Annotated in this window: 19 protein-coding genes; 9 read left to right on the top strand and 10 right to left on the bottom strand. The window is 61.4% G+C overall.

The genetic code is table 11. From position 1 onward, the window contains the following. Positions 1 to 131: 131 nt before the first annotated feature. From BSF79_RS10485 to BSF79_RS10475, 3 genes are read right to left on the bottom strand one after another with little or no spacing between them, the layout of a single operon-like run. Positions 132 to 1,736 (bottom strand): carboxyl transferase domain-containing protein, encoded by a 1,605-nt coding sequence (locus tag BSF79_RS10485; RefSeq protein WP_090269848.1) that lies wholly within the window; start codon positions 1,734 to 1,736, stop codon positions 132 to 134. Next, positions 1,733 to 3,310, bottom strand: coding sequence for an AMP-binding protein (locus BSF79_RS10480; protein ID WP_090269847.1), 1,578 nt, complete (start codon positions 3,308 to 3,310; stop codon positions 1,733 to 1,735). The genes BSF79_RS10485 and BSF79_RS10480 overlap by 4 nt, the downstream gene beginning before the upstream one ends. A 2-nt stretch (positions 3,311 to 3,312) precedes the next feature. After that, entirely contained in the window at positions 3,313 to 4,476 is a 1,164-nt protein-coding gene (locus tag BSF79_RS10475) for an isovaleryl-CoA dehydrogenase (protein WP_090269922.1), read from the bottom strand. Positions 4,477 to 4,620: 144 nt separating this feature from the next. Between BSF79_RS10475 and BSF79_RS10470 the strand changes: the two genes are divergently transcribed. Next, positions 4,621 to 5,082 (top strand): CreA family protein, encoded by a 462-nt coding sequence (locus BSF79_RS10470; protein ID WP_090269846.1) that lies wholly within the window; start codon positions 4,621 to 4,623, stop codon positions 5,080 to 5,082. A gap of 74 nt (positions 5,083 to 5,156) precedes the next feature. Here BSF79_RS10470 and BSF79_RS10465 read toward each other — a convergent pair whose 3' ends face one another. Continuing rightward, complete coding sequence (locus tag BSF79_RS10465) at positions 5,157 to 6,350, bottom strand: DegT/DnrJ/EryC1/StrS family aminotransferase (protein WP_090269845.1); 1,194 nt, start codon at positions 6,348 to 6,350, stop codon at positions 5,157 to 5,159. 107 nt (positions 6,351 to 6,457) lie between these two features. Here BSF79_RS10465 and BSF79_RS10460 point away from each other — a divergent pair, with 107 nt between their 5' ends. Beyond that, on the top strand, positions 6,458 to 7,774 hold the full coding sequence (locus BSF79_RS10460; protein WP_090269844.1) for an MmgE/PrpD family protein: 1,317 nt from the start codon (positions 6,458 to 6,460) through the stop codon (positions 7,772 to 7,774). Here the strand turns inward: BSF79_RS10460 and BSF79_RS10455 are convergent. Beyond that, the gene (locus tag BSF79_RS10455) at positions 7,756 to 8,421 is read right to left on the bottom strand and encodes an HAD hydrolase-like protein (RefSeq protein WP_090269843.1); all 666 of its coding nucleotides are present in this window, start codon (positions 8,419 to 8,421) and stop codon (positions 7,756 to 7,758) included. The two genes, BSF79_RS10460 and BSF79_RS10455, sit on opposite strands and share 19 nt — an antisense overlap. A gap of 144 nt (positions 8,422 to 8,565) precedes the next feature. Between BSF79_RS10455 and glmU the strand changes: the two genes are divergently transcribed. The 4 genes from glmU to BSF79_RS10435 are packed head-to-tail and all read left to right on the top strand — an operon-like array spanning position 8,566 to position 13,068. Continuing rightward, the gene (glmU, locus tag BSF79_RS10450) at positions 8,566 to 9,921 is read left to right on the top strand and encodes a bifunctional UDP-N-acetylglucosamine diphosphorylase/glucosamine-1-phosphate N-acetyltransferase GlmU (protein WP_090269842.1); all 1,356 of its coding nucleotides are present in this window, start codon (positions 8,566 to 8,568) and stop codon (positions 9,919 to 9,921) included. Then, positions 9,921 to 11,744: a glutamine--fructose-6-phosphate transaminase (isomerizing) gene (glmS, locus tag BSF79_RS10445; protein WP_090269841.1), complete on the top strand. Its 1,824-nt coding sequence runs from the start codon at positions 9,921 to 9,923 to the stop codon at positions 11,742 to 11,744. The genes glmU and glmS overlap by 1 nt, the downstream gene beginning before the upstream one ends. A 17-nt stretch (positions 11,745 to 11,761) precedes the next feature. Next, positions 11,762 to 12,322 (top strand): pyridoxamine 5'-phosphate oxidase family protein, encoded by a 561-nt coding sequence (locus BSF79_RS10440; protein WP_090269840.1) that lies wholly within the window; start codon positions 11,762 to 11,764, stop codon positions 12,320 to 12,322. Continuing rightward, entirely contained in the window at positions 12,319 to 13,068 is a 750-nt protein-coding gene (locus tag BSF79_RS10435; RefSeq protein ID WP_090269839.1) for a DNA alkylation repair protein, read from the top strand. The genes BSF79_RS10440 and BSF79_RS10435 overlap by 4 nt, the downstream gene beginning before the upstream one ends. Here BSF79_RS10435 and BSF79_RS10430 read toward each other — a convergent pair. Next, a complete protein-coding gene (locus BSF79_RS10430; RefSeq protein ID WP_090269838.1) occupies positions 13,056 to 13,511 on the bottom strand; it encodes a hypothetical protein in 456 nt (151 codons plus the stop codon). The genes BSF79_RS10435 and BSF79_RS10430 overlap by 13 nt on opposite strands. 83 nt (positions 13,512 to 13,594) lie before the next feature. Between BSF79_RS10430 and moaA the strand changes: the two genes are divergently transcribed. Genes moaA through BSF79_RS10415 form a run of 3 tightly spaced genes read left to right on the top strand, consistent with a single transcriptional unit; the run spans position 13,595 to position 16,919 of the window. Then, positions 13,595 to 14,602 (top strand): GTP 3',8-cyclase MoaA, encoded by a 1,008-nt coding sequence (gene moaA, locus BSF79_RS10425; protein WP_217650056.1) that lies wholly within the window; start codon positions 13,595 to 13,597, stop codon positions 14,600 to 14,602. Further along, a complete protein-coding gene (locus BSF79_RS10420) occupies positions 14,599 to 15,894 on the top strand; it encodes a 3-deoxy-D-manno-octulosonic acid transferase (protein WP_090269836.1) in 1,296 nt (431 codons plus the stop codon). Before moaA ends, BSF79_RS10420 begins: the two co-directional genes overlap by 4 nt. A gap of 26 nt (positions 15,895 to 15,920) precedes the next feature. Next, on the top strand, positions 15,921 to 16,919 hold the full coding sequence (locus BSF79_RS10415; protein WP_175545305.1) for a polysaccharide pyruvyl transferase family protein: 999 nt from the start codon (positions 15,921 to 15,923) through the stop codon (positions 16,917 to 16,919). A gap of 20 nt (positions 16,920 to 16,939) precedes the next feature. On the opposite strand, the gene BSF79_RS10410 is transcribed toward BSF79_RS10415, so the two are convergent. The 4 genes from BSF79_RS10410 to BSF79_RS10395 are packed head-to-tail and all read right to left on the bottom strand — an operon-like array spanning position 16,940 to position 22,289. Continuing rightward, entirely contained in the window at positions 16,940 to 18,103 is a 1,164-nt protein-coding gene (locus BSF79_RS10410; protein WP_090269834.1) for a M20 aminoacylase family protein, read from the bottom strand. Between the two features lie 19 nt (positions 18,104 to 18,122). Further along, positions 18,123 to 19,289 (bottom strand): M20 aminoacylase family protein, encoded by a 1,167-nt coding sequence (locus tag BSF79_RS10405; protein WP_090269833.1) that lies wholly within the window; start codon positions 19,287 to 19,289, stop codon positions 18,123 to 18,125. Positions 19,290 to 19,301: 12 nt separating this feature from the next. Then, a complete protein-coding gene (gene argE, locus BSF79_RS10400; protein WP_090269832.1) occupies positions 19,302 to 20,459 on the bottom strand; it encodes an acetylornithine deacetylase in 1,158 nt (385 codons plus the stop codon). Between the two features lie 9 nt (positions 20,460 to 20,468). Next, positions 20,469 to 22,289, bottom strand: a complete 1,821-nt coding sequence (locus BSF79_RS10395) for an ABC transporter ATP-binding protein (RefSeq protein WP_090269831.1) — start codon at positions 22,287 to 22,289, stop codon at positions 20,469 to 20,471. Positions 22,290 to 22,578 lie beyond the last annotated feature (289 nt).

Here is a 22,578-nt window from a genome sequence, read left to right as displayed (position 1 = left end):
CTCTCTTCGGTTTCTTTCTGACGGAAATACTCCGGGGGTGTGGGGGCAGGCCCCCACGGGCCCGCCACAAAAGCTGCACCTGCCGGTGCACGCCCGGTGCACACAGTGTGCACGCTTTTCACCCCCCGAAATCACATCCGAAACACCCCGAATTTCGTCGGCTCAATCGGCGCGCACAGGCTGGCCGACAGCGACAGCGCCAGCACATCACGGGTCTTGCGCGGGTCGATGATCCCGTCATCCCAAAGCCGCGCACTGGCATAAAGCGGATGGCTCTGTTCCTCGAACATCTCGATCGTCGGCCGCTTGAATTCGGCCTCTTCCTCAGCGCTCCAGCTGCCGCCAACCCGTTCAATTCCATCACGTTTTACCGTCGCCAACACGCCCGCCGCCTGCTCGCCGCCCATCACCGAAATCCGGCTGTTCGGCCAGCTCCACAAGAACCGCGGGCTGTATGCCCGCCCCGCCATGCCATAGTTTCCCGCCCCGAACGAGCCGCCAACCAGCATGGTGATCTTGGGCACATTCGTGGTCGCCACCGCCGTCACCAGCTTGGCCCCGTGCCGCGCGATCCCCTCATTCTCATACTTCCGACCGACCATGAAGCCGGTGATATTTTGCAAGAAAACCAATGGGATACCGCGTTGCGAACACAGCTCGACAAAATGCGCGCCCTTCTGGGCGGCCTCGGAAAACAGCACGCCGTTGTTGGCCACGATCCCCACCGGGCAGCCCTTAACATGGGCAAATCCGGTCACCAGAGTCTCGCCGAATCGCGGCTTGAATTCGTCAAACCGACTGCCATCCACCACCCGCGCGATCACCTCGCGGATGTCATAAGGCGTGCGCAGCCCCGCAGGCACCACGCCCAGAATTTCATCCGGATCATAAGCTGGCTCTTCCGGGCTAACCCATTGGACTGTCGCGGGTTTCGCCCGGTTCAGATGGCTCACCGCCCGCCGCGCCAGCGCCAGCGCATGGGCGTCATCCTCGGCCAGATAATCCGCCACGCCCGACAGCCGCGTATGCACATCACCGCCGCCCAGATCCTCGGCCGTGACCACCTCGCCGGTCGCCGCCTTCACCAAAGGCGGCCCCGCCAAAAAGATAGTCCCTTGTTCTTTCACGATAATCGTCACATCCGACATCGCCGGAACATATGCCCCGCCCGCCGTGCACGAGCCCATGACCACAGCGATCTGCGGAATGCCTTTAGCGCTCATACGGGCCTGATTATAAAAGATTCTTCCGAAATGATCGCGGTCCGGAAACACCTCATCCTGATTGGGCAGGTTCGCCCCGCCGCTGTCCACCAGATAGATGCAGGGCAGCTGATTTTCCTCGGCAATCTCCTGCGCGCGCAAGTGTTTCTTAACGGTCATGGGGTAATATGTGCCACCTTTAACCGTCGCATCGTTGCACACGATCATGCACTCCAGCCCCTGCACCCGACCAATGCCCGCAATCACCCCCGCACAAGGCGCCACGCCGCCGTACAGCCCATGCGCCGCCGTCGCGCCAACCTCCAGAAACGGCGATCCGGGATCCAGCAGGTTCGCCACCCGCTCACGCGGCAGCATCTTGCCACGACTCAGATGCCGCTCGCGCGACTTCTCTCCACCGCCCGCTGCGGCCAGCGTTGCAGCCTGCTGAACCACGTCCAGCGCCTCAAGATGCCCGCGCAGATTGGTCTGGAACGTCTCTGACGATGGGATTGCATTGGATTTCAGCTTCATTGGTCCATCTCCGTCTCGCGCGTCGCGCGCGCCTTGAGTTCTTTACGGATCACCTTGCCCGTCACCGTCATCGGCAGCGCCTCAAGAAATCCGATTTCCCTTGGATAAGAATGCTTTGCGACCCGTTCCTTAACGAAATCCTGAAGCTCGGCGGCCAGGCTGTCGGACGCCGCAACATCGGGCTTCAACACCACATAGGCCTTCACCAGTTCGGTCCTCAGCGCATCCGGTTTACCCACCACGCCCACCGTCGCCACCGCCGGGTGGCGCAACAGGCAGTCTTCGATTTCGGACGGGCCGATACGATATCCCGCGCTGGTGATCACATCGTCTTCGCGGCCCACAAAACGTAAATAGCCGCCATCCCAGATGCCCCGGTCACCGGTCAGCAACCAGTCACCATGGAACTTCTCCGCCGTCGCCTCAGGCCGGTTCCAGTATTCCAGCATCATGCTGGGCGCGCCCTTGCGGATCGCCACGTCGCCCTCGGCCTGTGTCGGCTGGCCGTCGTCGTCCAGAACCGCAATATCGAACCCCGGCGCAGGCTTGCCGATGCATCCCGGTTTCGCCGCAAACAATGCCCCGCAGGATGACGCCACCATGTTGCATTCTGTCTGGCCATAGAATTCATTGATCGCCACGCCAAAGGCGCTCTGCCCCCAGGCCAGCATCTCGGCCCCCAGCGGCTCGCCCCCCGATGCCACCGACCGCAAGCCGGGCACATTTGCCCCTTCGGCTTTCAGCATCCGCAGGGCCGTTGGTGGGAAAAATACATTCTTCACATTAGCTTGCGCGATGATCTTCAAGCATTCTTCGGCGTTGAATTTGTCTAACCGCGCCGCCACCACCGGCACCCCAAGCGCCAGCCCAGGCATTAGCACGTCAAACAACCCACCGATCCAGGCCCAATCAGCCGGCGTCCACAGACAATCCCCCGGCTGCCCCAGGAAATCATGGCTGACCTCGACGCCCGGCAAATGCCCGGTCAACACCCGATGCGCGTGCAACGCCCCCTTGGGCGCGCCCGTCGTGCCGCTGGTATAGATCAGAACAGCGGGGTCTTCGGCGGTGGTTTCCTCCGCCTGCAACGGCGTGCCGTCCAGCGTCAAAGCTTCGGGCACAACGACCTGTCGCCCCTCACCTTTCGCCCACTCACGCAGCCCGTCCGTGCCCGCTTTATCGGCCACGACCAGCGCCACGCCCGCATCCTCCAAACGCATCACCAGCGCCTCGATCCCGAACAGTTTGAACAGCGGGATCGAGATCGCGCCGATCTTCCAGCAGGCAATGTGCGCCGCCGCAGTCCACGGGCTTTGCGACCGCAACACCCCCACCCTGTCGCCGCGCACAACACCGCGCGACAGCATCTCCCGCGCCAAACCATCGGCCATGGCACGCAACGTGCCATAGCTGACATCCACCCGCACAGCGCCGGTCATGTCGATAATCGCCATCCTCTCGGGCGAGGCTTCGGCCCAGTCGTCACAGACCTGCCGGGCCATGTTCAGGCGCTCCGGAATGTCCCATCGGAACGCCCCGGTCAGGTCGCCATAGCTGTCCGCGCGCGGCAGCATGGTCAGCCCATCGCCGCCATCATTTCACGCCCCACCAGCATCCGTCGGATCTCGGACGTACCGGCCCCGATCTCCATCAGCTTGGCATCGCGGAAGATGCGACCCACGGGGTTGTCTGACAGATACCCCGCCCCGCCCATCGCCTGCACCGCCTGATGCGAAACTTTCATTGCCTCTTCAGAGGCATAGAGCACACAAGCCGCCGCATCCTGGCGCGTCACCTCGCCCCGGTCACAGCTGCGCGCGACCTCATAGATATAGGCACGGGCCGAGTTCATCGCCGTATACATGTCAGCGATCTTGCCCTGCATCAGCTGGAAATTCCCGATCGGTTGCCCGAACTGCTTGCGCTCGGCCATATAGGGCATGACCTCGTCCAGACAGGCGGCCATGATGCCGGTGCCGATGCCCGCCAACACGACACGCTCGTAGTCCAGCCCGGACATCAGAACCCGCACGCCTTTGCCTTCTTCGCCCAGCACATTCTCGAACGGCACTTCCACGTCGTCGAAGATCAGCTCGGCCGTGTTCGACCCGCGCATCCCCAGCTTGTCGAAATGGTTGGAGGTCGAGAAGCCTTTCATCGACTTTTCAACAATGAAGGCGGTGATGCCTTTGCTGCCCGCGTCCATGTCTGTCTTGGCATAAACCACCAGAGTGTCGGCATCGGGGCCGTTTGTGATCCAGTATTTGTTGCCGTTCAGCACATAGTATCCGTTGCGCTTTTCAGCCTTCAACTTCATCGACACCACGTCGGATCCCGCCGACGGTTCGGACATCGCCAAAGCGCCGACATGTTCACCGCTAATCAGGCCGGGCAAATATTTGTGCCGCTGCTCGTCGGTGCCGTTCAGCTTGATCTGATTGACGCAGAGGTTGGAATGCGCCCCATAAGACAGCGAGACCGAGGCCGAGGCCCGCGCAATCTCTTCAACAGCAATGCAATGCGCCAGATACGACATGCCCGCGCCGCCGAATTCCTCGGGCACGGTGATACCCAGCAGGCCCAGATCGCCCATCTCTTTCCACAGTTCATTGGGGAATTCGTTACTCAGGTCGATCTGCGCCGCCATCGGCTTGACCCGCTCCTGCGCCCAGCGGTGCACCATCTCGCGCAGCGCGTTAACATCTTCGCCCAGATCGAACTTCATCACTGCGTTGAACATGGCAGCCTCCTCCACTTCCGTTATTGAACGCTTGTTCATTAAATGCCATGCGAAATGAGTCGCGTCAACCGTCATGATGGGCTTCACATCTGTGATGGTTACCACCATCTGTTGACTGAGCCAAACGACCCGAGGACGAGCCCAATGCGAATGTTTTCTATCTGCCTGATCTCTGCAATGTCTTTGACCGCCCAGCCATCGCACGCCGAGCAGGTGGGCGAGGTTGGCGTGGACTGGGTCGGCAATGACATTATCATTGAGGCTGTTGCGGACCCCAAGGTGCAGGGCGTCACCTGCCACATCGCCTATTTTGAACGCGGGCTTCTGGACCGTCTGTCCAAAGGCAACTGGTTCGAAGATCCCTCAAACGCATCGATCGCCTGCCGTCAGACCGGCCCAATCGTCATTGGGGACATCGCGCGCGACCAAGACGGCGAAGACGTGTTTCACACCTCGCGCTCGATCATCCTGAAATCGCTGCGGGTCAAACGCATCTTTGACGAGGCCAACCAAACGCTGATTTACGTGGCCCATGCGGCTGAGCTGACCAATGGATCGGCCAAAGTCTCGATCTCGACCGTGCCGCTGTATCGCGCCACCGAATAACCGGTCCACCTTACCAAAACACTCGCGGAAAAGCGTGGATACGCGTGCGCTTTCAAAGTCAGGGCGCTACGCCCCTACCCGGCTTGATACACCGCACTGACTTCGGCCTTGATGATCCGCGCGATCAGGGCGCAATCCTCAAGGCTGAACGTCAGCGGCAGACGCATATCCACGATCCCCTTCAGCACCCGGTCGCTGGCGGGCATGCGCTCGGCATGAGCATAGCGCCAGCTGTCATAGCGGCTGGTAAACCCACTGGGTTCCGCCCCGCCGAACCATTTCAGCTCGACCCCGCGCGCCAGACACCGTCGCAGCACGTCCGCGACCTTGCTCTCGGCCCAATCCAACAACATAAACTGAATCGAGGACCCAACCGGGCTTTCCTCGGCCGGGCGCTCCACTATGGTCAGGCCGGGCGTACCGCGCAGGCCGTCCTCAACCACACGGTAGCGATCATTCCAGCGCGTGCATTGCGTCTCAAGATCGCGCAGCTGTGGACGCAGGATCGCCGCGCGCAAATGATCCATCCGGCCGGAAATATTCGGCGTGTCGTACTTCACCGCCTCAAACACCTCGGGCGCGGGCGCCGCCAGATGCCGATCGTACAACATATACGACCCCGACAACATCACCGCTCGCGCCATCACCTCGGCGTCATCAGTGACAAGCAGCCCGCCTTCGCCCGAATTCAGGTGCTTGTAGGTCTGGGTGGAATAGCATCCAACCAACCCATCCGTCCCCGAAAACCGCCCGCGCCAGCGTGCGCCCATCGTATGTGCGCAGTCCTCGATCACGACCACGCCTGCGGCTTCGCAAATCTGCATCAGCCGGTCCATGTCACACAGATGCCCGCGCATATGGCTCAGCAACAGCACATCGGCTTGATCAGCTTTGGCAGCCAGATCCTCAAGATCAATCACCAGCCCCTCGGTTACGCCGACGAATACCGGCACGGCACCAACACTGGCAATCGCACCGGGCACGGGGGCAAGGGTGAATACGTTGGTCAGAACCCGGTCACCCGGCCCGACGCCGACCGCACGCAATGCTGTCGCCAGCGCATACCCGCCCGAGGCCACGGCCAGAGCGTATTTCACCCCCATAGCGGCGGCAAACTCCTGCTCCAGCAAGGACACCTCGCCGGGGTCCTCCCCCACCAGGTTATAGCGATGCAACCGCCCCGAGCGCAGGACAGACAGCGCCGCCTCGATCCCCGCTTCGGGAATCGGCTCTTGCTGGGTGAAGCTTCCGGTGAATCGTTCTGTCATACCGCCATTTCTGATCTGCCCGGCGCCCGCCGTCAATGTCGCGCACAATACTGTACCATGTCGCAGATAGCGCGGCACACAAGCGACGAAGGGATCACGCTGCAGGTATGAGCACACCAAACCCCCTCAATTTTCTGCACGATCTGACATGGCAGGACATGCCGACTGCAGTGCAGGCGCAGACCAAGCTGGCGGTGCTTGATCTGCTTGGCGTCGCTGCAGCCGCGACCGGAACGCGGCTGTCTGCGATCATCCGCACCCATGCGGCAGATCAGTTCGCCGGGGATCTGCCGCTGCTGTTCGATACCCGCACCGCCAGCGCCACTGGCGTGGCCCTTGCCACAGGCATGACCATCGACAGTCTGGATGGACATGACGGCTTCAACCCCGCCAAAGGCCATATTGGCTGCCCTCTGTTGGCCGCGGTCCTGCCGCTGGCCCTGCAAAGCGGCTGCGACGGGCAGCAGTTTCTCAGCACGCTCGCTATGGGATATGAATTTGGTGCCCGCGCTGCGATGGCCCAACATGGCACCGTGCCAGAGTATCACACCTCGGGCAGTTGGGGGGCGGTCACGGCGGCGGCGGCTGGGGCCCGGCTGTTACCATTGCCCCCCGCGCAAACTCGCCACGCGCTTGGCATCGCTGAATATCACGGACCGCGCAGCCAGATGATGCGCTGCATTGATTATCCGACAATGGTCAAGGATGGCTCGGGCTGGGGGGCAATGACTGGGGTCAGTGCTGTCAAGCTTGCCCAAGCGGGCTTTACCGGAGCGCCTGCACTGACTGTGGAGCAGGCGCCGCAGTATTGGGCCGATCTGGGAACACGTTGGTATGGGCTTGAGCAATACTACAAACCCTATCCGGTGTGCCGCTGGGCTCAGGCCCCGATCGAAGGCGTGCTAGCGTTGCGCCGCGCGCACAATCTGACCTCTGATATGGTCGCGCGTATCGACGTTACCTCGTTCCACGAAAGCATCCGCTTGGCCACCCGCCGCCCCGATGGCAGCGATGCCGCGCAATATTCCACGACCTTCCCCTGCGCCGTGGCCATGGTGCGCGGTGATGTCACCCCCGCCGATATTGCCGACAGCGCCCTGACCGACCCCGAGGTTATGCGCCTGTCCGACAGTATGGTGCTGATTGAAAGCGACCACGCCAATGCCGCCTTTCCGCTGAAACGGCTGGCGCGGGTCGATCTGCTGCTGCGCAACGGCACCATTCTGCACGGCGACTGGATACAACCGCGCTGGGATCACACCGCCCCGCCCACGGCGGACGAGCTGGGCGGGAAATTCCACCGTTACGCCGATCCAGTGCTGGGCCGATCCCGTGCACATGCCATCGAAGCGGCGATTGACGCGCTGGACCGGACCGGGCTGAATGCCCTGACTAGCCTGCTGTTTCAGCCGATCAGCGTCTGAACCACCCCGGGCAATTCGTCAAAATGACCAATCAGCCCCTCGGGCTCCAATGCCCTGACATCATGATCGCCGGGGCCGAAGGTGACCAGAATGCAAGGCACCCCCATCGCGGCCGCCGTATTGCGGTCCGTCGCCGTATCCCCAATCAAAACCGAGGCCGCCGGATCGCCCCCCGCGCGCAACACCGCTTCGCGCAGCGGCGCCGGATCAGGCTTGCGCACCGGCAGCGTATCCGCCCCCACCAGCGAGCCGAACGCCTGCCGCACGCCCAGCCGGGTCATCAGGGTTTCGGCCAGCCCGGCGGGTTTGTTGGTGCAGATCCCCACTTTGTAGCCCGCGGTGCTTAGCGCCTGTACCGCCTGCATCGCGCCGGGGTAGAGCGTGGTATGCACGTCGATCGCCGTGCCGTAAGCCGTCAAAAGATGGGGATAATACACCTCGATCTGCGCCTCGATATCGTCATGCGCCATGCGCTCCAGCCCCAGCCGCAGCATCGCTTTGCCACCACGCAGGGCGGTGCCCGCATCCTGTTCCGCACTCAGCATGTCGCCCGCGCCCATCTGACGGAAACACGTATTAGCCGCCGCAATCAGGTCGCCACTGGTATCGGCAAGTGTGCCATCCAGATCGAAAATCACCGTCCGCATTCCCGTCCGCATTTACGGCCCTCTCTTTTGGCGCTATTCCGCGCATTCCTGACACATGCCGCAATCACAAGTGAAGCCCGGCAGCCTTGCGCCCTTGTCCCAACCGGATAAAACGGGCGGAACGTAAATACAAAGAGAAACGGCATGAGCACAGCCCTCGTTATCCTTGCCGCAGGCATGGGCACCCGCATGAACTCGGACCTGCCCAAGGTACTGCACACCGTTGCAGGCGCCCCCTTGCTTGTGCATGCGATGAAATCTGGCGCATCGCTGATGCCCGAACGCATGGTCATCGTTGCAGGGCACGGCGCCGATCTGGTGACCGCCGCCGCACACGAGTGGGATCCAGCGGCGCAAATTGTCCTGCAACAGGAACAGCTGGGTACCGCGCATGCGGTCGCCCAAGCCCGCCCGACGCTTGCGGGGTTTGAGGGCGACGTGATCGTGCTCTATGGTGACACGCCGTTCATTCAGCCCGAAACGCTGGAGCGTATGGCCGAGGCACGGCACAGCCATGACGTGGTTGTGCTTGGCTTTGAGGCTGCGGATCCCGGTCGCTATGGTCGCCTTGTGATGCAGGGTGACGCGCTGGACCGGATCGTGGAATTCAAAGACGCATCGGATCAAGAGCGCGCCATAACCATCTGTAATTCGGGCGTGATCGCGGCGGACTCCGAAACACTGTTCTCGCTGATCGACGCGGTTGGGAATGACAACGCGGCGGGCGAATACTACCTGACCGATATTGTGGCCTTGGCCCGCGCGCAGGGCCTGACGGCCACCGCTGTCACCTGCGATGAAACGGAAACCATGGGCATCAACTCCCGCGCCGAACTGGCCTTGGCCGAGACCGCGTTTCAAACCCGCGCCCGTGCACTGGCGATGGAGGATGGCGTGACGCTGATCGCGCCCGACACAGTCTTCTTCGCCCATGATACCGTGATTGGTCGCGACACCGTGGTTGAGCCCAACGTGGTGTTTGGCCCCGAAGTGACGGTGGAATCCGGTGCGCGCATCCGTGCATTTTCCCACCTTGAGGGCTGCCATGTCAGCCAGCGCGCCGTGGTCGGTCCCTATGCCCGGCTGCGCCCCGGTGCCGAGCTGGCCGAAGATGTGCATGTGGGCAACTTCGTCGAGATCAAGAACGCCGTGCTGGATGCGGGCGCCAAGGCCAACCATCTCAGCTATATCGGTGACGCACATGTTGGCGAGGGCACGAATATCGGTGCGGGGACCATTACCTGCAACTATGATGGCGTGATGAAACACCATACCGAAATCGGCGCGCGGGCGTTCATCGGATCGAACACCATGCTGGTCGCGCCAGTCAAAATCGGCAACCGTGCGATGACAGGCAGCGGATCTGTCATTACCTCGGACGTGCCGGATGACGCGCTGGCCATCGCGCGCGCCAAGCAAGAGGTCAAGCCGGGCTTGGCGACAAAACTATTCGATATGTTAAAGGCGAAGAAAGCCAAACGCGACAAAGGGGCTGAATAATGTGCGGTATTGTTGGGGTTCTGGGCAATCACGAAGCCGCCCCCATCCTTGTTGAGGCGCTGAAGCGGCTGGAATATCGCGGCTATGACAGCGCCGGGATCGCCACTATCAACGATGGCCACCTGGACCGTCGCCGCGCGGTGGGCAAGCTGGTGAATCTCAGCGATCTTCTGGTGCATGACCCGCTGCCGGGCAAGGCCGGGATCGGCCACACCCGCTGGGCAACCCACGGCGCACCGACCGTGTGCAACGCCCACCCTCATCAGGCTGGACCGGTTGCCGTGGTGCACAACGGTATTATCGAGAACTTCCGCGAACTGCGCGCCGAACTGAGCGAAAAAGGGTTTTCCTTTCAGACTGAGACGGACACCGAAACCGTAGCTTTGCTGACGCAATACCACATGTCGCAAGGTGCTGCCCCGGTCGAGGCCGCCCGCCAGACATTGGCCCGTTTGCACGGTGCCTTCGCGCTGGTGTTCCTTTTTGACGGTCAGGACGACCTGCTGATTGCCGCCCGCAAAGGCAGCCCGCTGGCAATTGGCCACGGCGATGGCGAGATGTTCGTCGGCTCTGATGCGATTGCGCTGGCGCCAATGACGGATCGCGTCACCTATCTGAACGAGGGCGACTGGGCGGTGATCACCCGCAACTCGGTCGAGATTCGCGATGCCAACAATGAACTGGCCAACCGCGAAATGCGCACGATCCAGATCGACAGTGCCCGTGTGGACAAGGGCGGGCACAAGCACTTCATGGCCAAAGAGATCGCCGAACAGCCCCGCGTGATCGGCGAGGCCGTGCGGCACTATCTGTCCGGAGATGGCAACTCTGTCACGCTTCCCGGTGACGGGCTGGATTTCACCAAGATCGACCGGCTGACCATGGTCGCCTGCGGCACTGCCTTCTTTGCGTGTCTGACCGCGAAATACTGGTTTGAACAGTTGGCGCGCTTGCCTGTCGAAGTCGATATCGCATCGGAATTCCGATACCGTGAGCCGCCGATTCCGGGCGGCACGGTCGCGTTGTTTGTCAGCCAATCCGGTGAAACCGCCGACACGCTCGCGGCGCTGCGGTATTGCGAGGGCAAGGCCGACAAGATCATCTCGGTTGTCAACGTCCCCGAAAGTTCGATCGCGCGTGAAAGCGATCTGGCCCTGCCCATTCTGGCCGGAACCGAGATCGGCGTGGCCTCGACCAAGGCGTTCACCTGTCAGCTGACCGTATTGCTGATGCTGGCGCTGAAAGCCGCCGAACAACGCGGCACGATCACGCCTGAACGGCAGGCCGATCTGCTGAGCGCGCTGCGGGCCTTGCCGTCGTCGCTGAACACCGCATTGGAGCAAAACTCTGCCATCGCGCGCGCCGCGCACAAATTGGCCGAAGCCAAGGATGTATTGTTCCTCGGGCGCGGGTTGATGTATCCAATGGCACTCGAAGGCGCGCTGAAACTGAAAGAAATCAGCTATATTCACGCCGAAGCTTATGCATCTGGCGAGCTTAAGCACGGCCCCATCGCGCTGATTGACAAGATCATGCCGGTGGTCGTTCTGGCCCCGCGTGACACGCTGTTCGACAAGACTGTCTCCAATATGCAAGAGGTTCTGGCGCGCGGCGGCAAGGTGATGCTGATCACCGATGACGCAGGTGCTGCCGAAGCGGCTGGCGAGGCGTGGCAGACCATCGTGATGCCCCATGTCGATCCGGTCCTGACCCCGATCCTCTATGCGGTACCCGCGCAATTGCTGGCTTATCACACGGCTGTCGCCAAAGGCACCGACGTGGATCAGCCGCGCAATCTGGCCAAATCGGTAACTGTGGAATGACGTGGATGGAATAAGCCGTGGCCAAACAATTCAACCATATCCATGACGACCACCGCGCCTTTATCGAAGCGCAGCACATTTATTTCACCGGTTCTGCCGCGCCAGAGGGCCGGGTAAATATCTCACCCAAAGGTATGGACAGTCTGGCCGTTCTGTCGCCCAATCGCATTATCTGGCTGAACCTGACCGGCAGCGGCAATGAGACCGCAGGGCATCTGCTGCAATCAGACCGGATGACGCTGATGTGGTGCGCGTTCACAGCCCGCCCGCTGATCCTGCGCGCTTACGGCACGGCGCGAGCGGTGCATCACACCGATCCCGACTGGGCCGAGCTTTGTGCCCATCTGCCACCCCACTCTGGCGCGCGGCAGGTCTTTGACATGACGGTTGAGATGGTGCAAACGTCCTGCGGCTATGCGGTGCCCTTGTTCGACCATACCGGCCCGCGCGACACGCTGACCAAATGGACGGATGATAAAGGCCCTGACGGGCTTCGCGCCTATTGGCTTGAGAAGAACACAGTAACGCTCGACGGCGCCCCAACCGGCATCGCACATAATCTGGAGACGCCGGAATGACCCTCGAAGATGCCCTCGCACAGCTGAACGCCCTTGTGGAACCCGGCCGCGCCGCAGGCATGGCCGACTATCACAAAGTCCCCCGCACCTATCTGGGCATTCCCAACCCGGCGCTGAATGACCTGGCCAAAGCGTGGCGGCAAAGCCTGAGTGTGGATGAGCGCGTGGCGCTGGCCGATGCACTGTGGAAGACCGACATTTTCGAGGGCCGTCTGGCCGCAGCCAAACTGCTGACACAGGCGCGCATCCGCCCCGATCAGGCGGTCTGGGATCTGATTGTCAGCTGGGTGCCGGATTTCGACAGCTGGGCGATTGCCGATCATGCGATGATGGCGGGGCAAAAACGGCTTCTGGCCGACCCTGCGCGGATCGAACAGGTCGACGAGTGGACAAAGTCGGACAGCCACTGGACCCGCCGCGCGGCGATGGTGATCACCCTGCCCTTCACCAAGCAAAACCATCCCAAGCCGGTCGAACTGGAAATTCGCAAACGGGTGCTGGGCTGGGCGGTGCGCTATGTGCAGGACCCGGAATGGTTCATCCAGAAATCTGTCGCCTGGTGGCTGCGCGACCTGTCCAAACACGACCCCGAGCGTGTCAGCTATTTCCTGCAAAACAACGCCAAACACATGAAGCCGTTCGCCCGCAAGGAAGCGACGAAATACCTGTCAGACGACACGCCTGACACCAAGGTGCAGGATCCGCAGGACCAAACGTCGCAAGACGAAGAACGTCAGTCGGAATAGACCTCAACCTCGGGCAGCGCCGTCAGCGGCGCGTCCAGCAGCCGCATCACCGCAAGTGACAGCCGACTACCGCCGGTGGCCGGACCTGTGATCGGGATCAGGTCCACCTTCACCTCGCGCCCGGATTTCGGATATCGTACCCGGCCCTTGCCTGCGGTCATTGCCAAAGGCGTTTCGATCCAGAATCCATCTTTCGCCGGATCCCCCAACGACGCCACGGTCTTGCCCAGAAACCCGCTCGATACGGGTGGGGGCGCGGTAACCACATCGGGCGTTGGCGGCGCGACCTCAGGCGTTGGCACCACGACTTCAGCCTCGGGCTGCGCGGCAACCTGAGTTGTCGGGGCCGTTTTGCGCTGCCACGGCTTGTCTTTCAGGATCGGAAGCTGTTCGCATCCCGACACCACACTCAACGCCAATACTGCGATCACGATCTTGTTCATAAGAACACGCTAAGCGCTTTATGCGCTGTGATCAATCACATCTGCCCTTGCCGCGGCAAAGCTCCGCGCATAGGGTCAGCGCCATGACAGCGCCCCTGATTGACCCTTTCCTGCGCGCGATTTCCTACCTGCGCATCTCGGTCACCGACCGGTGTGATTTCCGCTGCGTGTACTGCATGTCGGAACACATGACGTTTCTGCCGAAAAAAGAGCTGCTGACGCTGGAAGAGCTGGACCGAATGTGTTCCGCCTTCATTCGTATGGGCGTTGAGAAATTGCGCATCACCGGCGGCGAGCCGTTGGTGCGGCGCGGGATCATGACGTTTTTCGATTCAATGTCACGGCACCTGGACAGCGGCGCGCTGAAAGAGCTGACACTGACCACCAACGGATCGCAGCTTGAAAAGTTCGCGGGCGACTTGGCGGCTGCCGGGGTCCGGCGGGTGAATATTTCACTGGATACGCTGGACGACAAGAAATTTGCCGACATCACCCGCTGGGGCCGCTTGGCGCAGGTGCTGCGCGGAATCGAGGCGGCGCAGAAGGCCGGGTTGCGGGTGAAGATCAACACCGTGGCTCTCAAAGGCTTCAACGAGGATGAGCTGTTCACGCTGGCCGACTGGTGCGCGCGCAGCGACATGGATCTGACCTTTATTGAGGTTATGCCGATGGGTGACATCGGGAACGAAGACCGGTTGGGGCAATACTGGCCCTTGCGCGATCTGCGTGCCACGCTGGCCGAGCGGTTTACCCTGACCGACCTGACCGAACGCAGCGGTGGCCCCGCACGATATATCCGGCTGGAAGAGACTGGGCAGAAGATCGGCCTGATCACCCCACTGAGCCATAATTTCTGCGAAAGCTGTAACCGCGTGCGCCTGACCTGCACCGGCGAACTGTTCACCTGTCTGGGGCAAGAGGGCAAGGCCGATCTGCGCCCCTTCTTGCGCGATCACCCAGAGGATGACACCGCGCTGGATCAGGCGATACGCCGTGCCATCGGGCTGAAACCCAAGGGCCATGACTTCGACTATTCGCGTCAGGTAGTGGACGGAAAAATGTCGCGCCACATGAGCCACACAGGCGGATGAGCCGCCTGCCCCGGCGCGGCCAGAGCGGGCTTTTGCGCGCCTATCTGGCCCTGACTGCTCTGTTCCCATTTGCGCTGCGCCATCTGGCGCGCAAAGCCCACATCCGACAGGGGGCCGCCCCCGAACGCTTGGCGGAACGGTTCGGCCAAGCGTCAGTCCCGCGCCCCGAGGGGCCGCTGATCTGGCTGCACGCCTCCTCGGTTGGGGAACTGATTTCGGTGCTGGACCTGGCCGAGGACATGGCACAGGCCAGCGGGGCACATCTGCTGTTTACCACCGCCACCACCACTGCCGCGCGCACGGCGCAGGCTCGGATGCCCAAAGGCGCGACGCATCAGTTCCTGCCCATCGACACGCCTGCAGCCGTGCGGCAATTTTTGGATCTCTGGCACCCCGATCTTGCGTGTTTCGTTGAAAGCGATCTTTGGCCCCGGATGGTATTTGAAACCCATCGCCGCGCCATTCCGCTGGCCCTGATCAACGCCCGCCCCTCACGCAGCAGGACCCGCAGCCCCGCCACGGCGGCGGCACTGTTGTCCTGCTTTGAACGGGTTACCACGCAGGACAATGCCACACGCGACCAGATTCTGGCGCTTGGCCTGCCGCTCGATAAGGTGCTGACCACCGGTGATTTGAAATCCGCCGCTTCTCCGCTGCCCGTCGACGCGGTCGAAAAGGCGCGAATGGCAGCGCAAATCGGCCCACGCCCGGTTTGGGTCGCGGCCTCGACCCATCCGGGCGAAGAGGAACAAGTGATAGCGGCGCACGCGCACGCGCTGAACCACCTGCCCGACCTACTGCTGATCCTGATCCCGCGCCACCCCGAGCGCGGCCCGGCCCTTGCCGCCGAAATACGCGCCGCCGGACTGACGCTGGCGCAGCGGTCCGCGCAGCAGTCTTTGCAGGCCGAAACGCAGGTCTATCTTGCCGATACGCTGGGTGAGACCGGGCTGTTCTATGCTATTGCACCGTTGGTTTTTCTGGGCGGATCGTTTGGACCGCAAGGCGGGCACAATCCGTTTGAGCCCGCTCAGGTGGGGGGGGCCGTTCTGCACGGACCGCATGTGGAAAATTTCACTTCGGCCTATGCCGAGCTGGCCAAATGCGGCGGATCGCTTGAAGTTGATGGCTCGGCGGCGCTGGGACAAACGGTTGCGCACCTGCTTAGCAGCCCGGATCTGGTCCCGATGCAGGCCGCCGCCCGGGCGATGATGGCCGACAAAGCGCATATCCGACGTGCGGTTCTGAAACATCTTGCGCCGCTTCTTGCCGCACTGGACGATCGATCATGACTCAGCAACAATTGACAGCCGTTCTGATGAACGACACCTCAACCCGCTATCACCACGGCTGCGCGCGGGTTGTGCGGTTGCTGATCGATGGGTTGGCGCGCCATGGGGTTCAGGTGATCGCCCGCAGCCCCGCCCGCAACGACTGGGAGCACGACAAGGAATTTCTGGCGGCGCTGGCCCGCGCCGATGTGATCGTGATCAATGGCGAAGGCACGCTGCATCATGGCAAAGCCGACGGTGAAAAGCTGTTGCGTATTGCCACCCACCCGGCGCGCGGGGCCACGCCCATCGCGCTGATCAATGCGCTGTATGAAGATAACCCGCCGGAATGGGATGCCCGCCTGTCGCAAATTGCTTTGCTGAGCGCGCGCGACAGCGACAGCGCCCGAGCGCTCAGCGATGCGTCGGGACATCAGGCCCGCTGGGTGCCGGATCTGTCCCTGTCTGCCCCCGCTGAAATCCCTGCAAGCCCGCGTCACGGCGTTCTGGTGGGTGATTCCGTCCGGCTGGATCGGCGTCGCCATCTGGCGCAGGCTGCGGCCCGCCTGCCCGACGCGCGGGTGATCCCAACCAAGACGCTCGGCGGGGCGCTTTGGCGTCTGCCACTGATTGGCACGCTGGCACGAGGGCTGCTGTACCGGATCTATAACGGCACATGCCCTACGCGTATTCCGCCCTTTCGCATGGCGCCGGACGAAGCTGCTTATTTGCGCGAAATCGCCAGCGCCCGGCTGCACATTACCGGACGGTTCCACGCGGTTTGTCTGTCAATGCTGACCGAAACGCCATTTCTGGCGCTGACTTCAAACGCGTCGAAAATCGAACGGCTGCTGACCGATGCGGGGCTGGGCGACTCGCGGATGATATCCGCGAGCACCCTGCAAACCCCACCCGAGCAGATGGATTTCACCGCAGATGAACTGCGCCTCATCCGGGCTTTCCTGCACAAGGCACAGACCGGGGCGGATCGGCTGTTTGCCGATATCGCGGTTCTGGCCCGCCTGAACGCCCGCCCCGACGCCTAGTCGCGCGCCTGTCTTTGGGGTCAGGCGGCAGGCATCCGGCGCTCGACGATCTCTGCCCACCAGCTGCATCCGGCCGGAATCGCCTCGTCGTTGAAATTGTATTCGGGGTGGTGCACCATTGCCGTATCGCCGTTGCCCACAAGGATATAGGCACCGGGTCGCTCCTCCAGCATGAAGGCGAAATCTTCGCCGCCCATTACCAAAGGTGCCTCATCGCAACCACCGCTGACGGCGCGCGCCACTTCGGCGGCGAACTCGGTCTGTTCCTCGTGGTTCACCATCACCGGATAGCCTTTGTAATAATTCACGGTCACCGTGGCCCCGAATGTCGCCGCCACGCCCTCGGCAATCGCGGGGATCCGGGTTTCGGCCAACTCGCGCATCTCTTTGCTCATCGTGCGAACGGTGCCCTTGATCTTGGCCCGCTGCGGAATGACGTTGAACGCGGTCGAGGACGTCTCGAACGAGGTGACAGAAACCACGATCTGCTCGACCGGATCGGCATTGCGACTGGCAATGGTTTGCAGCGCCAGAACCAGATGGCTGGTCACAACCGTGCTGTCGATGGTTTCATGCGGCTTGGCCGCATGCCCGCCCAGACCTTCGACATCAATCTCGAACTGGTCAGTTGCGGCAAAAAATGATCCTGGGCGGATCGAGAAACTGCCAACCGGGCGGCCCGGCCAGTTGTGCATACCGTACACTTCCTGAATGTTCCAACGGTCCATCATCCCGTCGTCGCACATCTCCTTGCCGCCGCCGCCGCCCTCTTCGGCGGGCTGAAAGATCACCACCACGGTGCCGTCGAAATTCCGGGTCTCGGCCAGATACTTGGCAGCGCCCAGCAACATCGCCGTGTGGCCATCGTGGCCGCATGCATGCATCGCGCCGGGTGTTTTGCTGGCATAGTCCAGACCTGTTGCCTCGAGAATAGGCAGCGCATCCATATCGGCGCGCAGCCCGATCACCTTGCCGGAACGGTCGGATTTGCCCTTGATCACGCCCACAACCCCGGTGCGCCCGATGCCGGTGACGACCTCGTCACACCCGAACTCCGTCAGCTTTTCGGCCACCATGGCGCTGGTGCGGTGGGTTTCGAACAGGATCTCGGGATTTTCGTGCATATCCCGTCGCCAAACGGTGATTTCATCCTGCAACTCGGCAAAGCGGTTCTTGACCGGCATGTGTCTTCCTTTCTGTTGGTCAGGCCGATTTCATTCGGCGTTCGACCAGTTCCGCAAACCAGCTGCAGCCAGCGGGAATTGCCTCATCGTTGAAATTATATTCGGGATGATGGACCATGGCGCCGTCGCCATTCCCCAGCATCATATACGCCCCCGGCCGTTCCTCCAGCATGAAGGAAAAATCCTCGCCCGCCATCAAGGGCGACACATCGCGGATCACATGGCCTGCAACGGCCTCGGCCACATCGGCGGCGAATTCGGTGTTCTCCGGCGTATTGACAGTAACTGGGTAGCCGCGCTGATAGTTGACCTCGGCCCGTGCGCCGAACGCTTCGGCGGTAGCTCCGGCAATTGCCATCACACGGCCTTCGGCCAGATCGCGCACATCCGGGTCCAGCGCGCGCACTGTGCCGCGCAGCAGAACCGTCTGCGGGATGACATTATAGGAGTCGGTTTCGGTGCGGAAGGTGCAGACGGAAACCACTACCTGCTTCAGCGGGTCCACGTTGCGGCTGGCAATGGATTGCAGCGCGACCACGATATGGCTGGCGACCAGCGTCGTGTCGATCGCATCATGCGGCTGCGCCGCGTGACCGCCCTTGCCCACAACCGTGATGTCAAATTCATCAGCCGAGGCCAGAAGCGCACCGGGACGAATTGCAAATTCGCCCACCGGCAAACCGGGCATGTTGTGCATGCCGTAAACTTCCTGGATATTCCACCGATCCATCAGACCGTCATTGACCATTTCGCGTCCGCCGCCGCCGCCCTCTTCGGCGGGCTGAAAGATCACCACCACGGTGCCGTCGAAATTGCGGGTCTCGGCGAGATACTTGGCAGCGCCCAGCAACATCGCCGTGTGACCATCGTGGCCGCATGCATGCATCGCCCCGGGGGTTTTGCTGGCATAGTCCAGACCTGTTGCCTCGAGAATAGGCAGCGCATCCATATCGGCGCGGAGCCCGATCACCTTGCCGGAATGCGTCGTCTTGCCTTTGATCACGCCCACCACGCCGGTGCGCCCGATACCGGTTGTCACCTCGTCACAGCCAAATTCTTTCAGCTTTTCTGCCACCAAAGCGCTGGTTCGATGGGTGTCGAACAACAGCTCGGGATGGGCATGAATATCGCGCCGCCAGGCGGTAATCTCGCCCAGCAATTCGGCAAAACGGTTCTTGATCGGCATAACGCTACCCTTTCAGAGCGTCCCCAACAGACGCTTCATAAATGCATGGCCCGCGTTGAATTGCGCGACCGTAATAAATTCATCAGGCTGATGTGCCTGTGCAATATCACCCGGCCCGCAGATCACGGCGGAATATCCGCGATCCTGAAAATGACCAGCTTCCGTACCATAGCTAACCACATGCGAACCGTTGTCGCCAGTAATTGCGCGCACAATCGTCTCGGCTTCGCCCTGAGTTTCGGGCTTCAGCCCCGGCAGGCCGAATTTCTCGGTGATCTCGATCCGGGTTTCCGGCACAACCGCCTGCATTTCGGCCTCGACCTCGGCCACTTTGGCCAGAAACAGCGCCCGCCACATTTCGGGGTCTTCGTCGGCCAGAATACGAAAATCGACGCCGAACTCGCAGTCTTTGGCGGTGATGTTGTGTGCCGTGCCGCCATGGATCTGTCCGACATGCACCGTGGTCCAAGGCGGTTCGAACAAGCTGGCCACTTTGCTGGGCGGACGGGCCGTATTTTCAGCATTCACCTGATTGGCCCATTCAATCAGCTTGGCCCCATACATGATCGCATTGACGCCCGTGTGCATGAGCGAGCTGTGCACCTCGAATCCGTGCATGTGCACCCAAAACGCCCGCCCGCCCTTATGCGCGGTCACGGCTTTCATCATCGAGGGTTCGCCGACGATCACGGCGCTGGCCTTGGGCAGCGTTTCCAACATCCGCTCGATCAGCGGCGGGGCGCCGGTACAGCCGATTTCTTCGTCAAAGCTGAGCGCCAATTGCAGCGGCCGGGTCAGCCCCATGTCTTTCGCCTCGATCAGGGTCCAGATCGCCAGCGCGTCAAACCCCTTCATGTCGCAACAACCGCGCCCGTAATATTTTCCATCGCGTTCAACCACGGTGAACGGATCGCTGGCCCAGGGTTGGCCATCGACCGGCACCACATCGGTATGGCCCGACAGAACGATGCCTCCTTCGACCTCGGGGCCGACATGCGCAAACAGTGCAGCCTTGTCGTTGTCCTCGTTATAGTAGCGGTGCCCGGTGATGCCGTGGCTGTTAAGATATTCCTCGACCCAGTCGATCAGAGGCAGGTTGCTGTCACGGCTGACGGTTGGAAAAGCGACAAGCTTTTCCATGATTTCATAGGGCGTTAGACGCGCTTGCATTTTGGGGCCTCAATATCCGCTGTCGGTTGTCAGGATGAAATGGCCGGGGGTCACTTCGGTGTATTTCGAAGGCGCGGCCTCATATCCCACAGGATGGATCGGCGACGGGATCGGTTTGAAATTCAAATCAAGCTCGGATTTGCGGCGACGCGGGTCGGCAATTGGCACCGCCTTCATCAACGCCTGTGTATAGGGGTGCTGCGGGTTTTCGAACACCGCTTGCCGCGGGCCCATTTCAACGATCCGGCCCAGATACATCACGCCCACGTCATGGCTGACGCGTTCGACCACCGCCATATCGTGGCTGATGAACAGGAACGATATGCCCAGTTCGGCCTGAAGCTCCATCATCAGGTTCAGCACCTGCGCCTGAACGCTGACATCCAGTGCCGAAACGGCCTCGTCGGCGATGATTAGTTTGGGGTTCAACGCCAAGGCCCGCGCAATCGCCACCCGCTGTCGCTGACCACCCGACAATTCGTGCGGATAGCGCCGCATGAAACTGCGCGGCAGTTCTACCCGGTCAAACAGCGTTGCCACGCGATCCTGCAGGGCGCTGCCCTTGTGGGTGCCATAGTTGCGCATCGGCTCGGCCACCTGATCCAGCAACTGCATCTGCGGGTTCAGGCTGGCAAACGGGTCCTGAAACACCATCTGCATATCCAGCCGCGCGTCTCGCAGCCCGCCCGCATCCAGCGCCATGATATCCTTGCCATCCAGATCAATCGTGCCCGACATCGGTTCAACCAACCGCAGGATTGATCGCCCGGCGGTGGATTTACCACATCCCGACTCCCCCACCAAAGACAACGTGCGGCCTTTGTTCAACGTGAAGGACAGATCCTCGACCGCGTGCACATTCGCCACGGTGCGGCGCAACAGACCGCCCTTGACCGGGAACCGGGTCACGAGGTTTTTGACCGTCAGCAACGGCACATCACTGCCTTGGATTGCCACAACGTCGCTGGCCTTTTGCCCCAAAAGGCGCATCGGTTCGGGAAACGGCTTGCCGGTCATTTCGCCCAGCTTGGGCACGGCGGCCAGCAACGCCTTAGTGTAATCGTGCTGCGGATTTTCGAAAATCTCTTCGACGGTGCCTTCTTCAACCTTATTGCCGCGGAACATCACCACCACGCGGTCGGCCATCTGCGCCACCACGGCCATATCATGGGTGATGAACATCACTGCTGTACCGGTTTCACGCTTCAACCGGTCCATCAGTGCCAGAATTTCCGCCTGAATGGTCACATCCAGCGCTGTGGTCGGTTCGTCCGCAATCAGCAAACGCGGCTCGCAGGCCAGTGCCATGGCGATCACCACTCGCTGACGCATCCCGCCCGACAACTCGTGCGGATATTGCTTCAACCGGCGTTCGGGTTCGGGAATACGTACCTGACGCAGCAGCTCCAGCGCGCGGGCCGTCGCCTCGTCCTTGCTCAAGCCTTTGTGCACCCGCAGCCCCTCAGTCAGCTGCCGCCCCACGGTAAACACCGGGTTCAACGCCGTCATCGGCTCTTGAAAAATCATCCCGATCTCATTGCCCCGGATCGTGCGCATCAGCGCCTGATCGGTTTTGGCCAAATCAATCTGCTCGCCGCCTTTTCGATCAAAAATTAGGCGACCGCCTGAAATTTGACCGCCTCCGAATTCAACCAAGCGCATCAATGACAGGCTTGAGACCGATTTTCCCGACCCGGATTCGCCGACAATACAGACGGTTTCGCCCGGGTTTACGGTGAACGAGACATCTTCGACCCCAACGACGGGACCGTCTTTTGTCTGAAATTCAACGCGCAGGTTCTCGATCGTGGCGATCGGATGATCCAGCATGGTGCCATTCCTGTCTGTGAAACCTTTGTGACCCCGACGCTACAGACAGGCCGTGACCAGTGTCAAACGCCTAAGTTCGCTCCCCTCGGGTCAGGCACCGCAGCACTTGCATTTTTTGACCATCCGGTTTGAGATGCGCCCAGTCGCGGGGCAACGAATGGCAAAAATGCCAATGTTCAAGGTCGGTAATCGTGCATACTGACTTTACTCGCGGACAGAATCACACCCGCTTGCACAGCGGGCCATCCCGCATCTGATAGCGGGTAATCGAGACACTGATGTGTCCAAC

The organism is Thalassovita taeanensis (genome assembly GCF_900110775.1).
GTDB classification, from domain to species: Bacteria; Pseudomonadota; Alphaproteobacteria; order Rhodobacterales; family Rhodobacteraceae; genus Litorimicrobium; species Litorimicrobium taeanense.
The sequence above is the reverse complement of the archived record's forward strand: the minus strand, read 5'-3'. Positions and strand labels throughout refer to the sequence as shown.

Excerpts from the sequence above, each read along its gene's own strand:
- glmS (WP_090269841.1), top strand. The coding sequence starts at position 9,921 with ATGTGCGGTATTGTTGGGGTTCTGGGCAATCACGAAGCCGCCCCCATC.
- glmU (WP_090269842.1), top strand. The coding sequence starts at position 8,566 with ATGAGCACAGCCCTCGTTATCCTTGCCGCAGGCATGGGCACCCGCATG.
- BSF79_RS10465 (WP_090269845.1), bottom strand. The coding sequence starts at position 6,350 with ATGACAGAACGATTCACCGGAAGCTTCACCCAGCAAGAGCCGATTCCC.
- BSF79_RS10415 (WP_175545305.1), top strand. The coding sequence starts at position 15,921 with ATGAACGACACCTCAACCCGCTATCACCACGGCTGCGCGCGGGTTGTG.
- BSF79_RS10485 (WP_090269848.1), bottom strand. The coding sequence starts at position 1,736 with ATGAAGCTGAAATCCAATGCAATCCCATCGTCAGAGACGTTCCAGACC.
- BSF79_RS10475 (WP_090269922.1), bottom strand. The coding sequence starts at position 4,476 with ATGTTCAACGCAGTGATGAAGTTCGATCTGGGCGAAGATGTTAACGCG.
- BSF79_RS10470 (WP_090269846.1), top strand. The coding sequence starts at position 4,621 with ATGCGAATGTTTTCTATCTGCCTGATCTCTGCAATGTCTTTGACCGCC.
- BSF79_RS10460 (WP_090269844.1), top strand. The coding sequence starts at position 6,458 with ATGAGCACACCAAACCCCCTCAATTTTCTGCACGATCTGACATGGCAG.
- BSF79_RS10435 (WP_090269839.1), top strand. The coding sequence starts at position 12,319 with ATGACCCTCGAAGATGCCCTCGCACAGCTGAACGCCCTTGTGGAACCC.
- BSF79_RS10395 (WP_090269831.1), bottom strand. The coding sequence starts at position 22,289 with ATGCTGGATCATCCGATCGCCACGATCGAGAACCTGCGCGTTGAATTT.
- BSF79_RS10430 (WP_090269838.1), bottom strand. The coding sequence starts at position 13,511 with ATGAACAAGATCGTGATCGCAGTATTGGCGTTGAGTGTGGTGTCGGGA.
- BSF79_RS10410 (WP_090269834.1), bottom strand. The coding sequence starts at position 18,103 with ATGCCGGTCAAGAACCGCTTTGCCGAGTTGCAGGATGAAATCACCGTT.
- BSF79_RS10405 (WP_090269833.1), bottom strand. The coding sequence starts at position 19,289 with ATGCCGATCAAGAACCGTTTTGCCGAATTGCTGGGCGAGATTACCGCC.
- BSF79_RS10455 (WP_090269843.1), bottom strand. The coding sequence starts at position 8,421 with ATGCGGACGGTGATTTTCGATCTGGATGGCACACTTGCCGATACCAGT.
- BSF79_RS10420 (WP_090269836.1), top strand. The coding sequence starts at position 14,599 with ATGAGCCGCCTGCCCCGGCGCGGCCAGAGCGGGCTTTTGCGCGCCTAT.
- moaA (WP_217650056.1), top strand. The coding sequence starts at position 13,595 with ATGACAGCGCCCCTGATTGACCCTTTCCTGCGCGCGATTTCCTACCTG.
- BSF79_RS10480 (WP_090269847.1), bottom strand. The coding sequence starts at position 3,310 with ATGCTGCCGCGCGCGGACAGCTATGGCGACCTGACCGGGGCGTTCCGA.
- argE (WP_090269832.1), bottom strand. The coding sequence starts at position 20,459 with ATGCAAGCGCGTCTAACGCCCTATGAAATCATGGAAAAGCTTGTCGCT.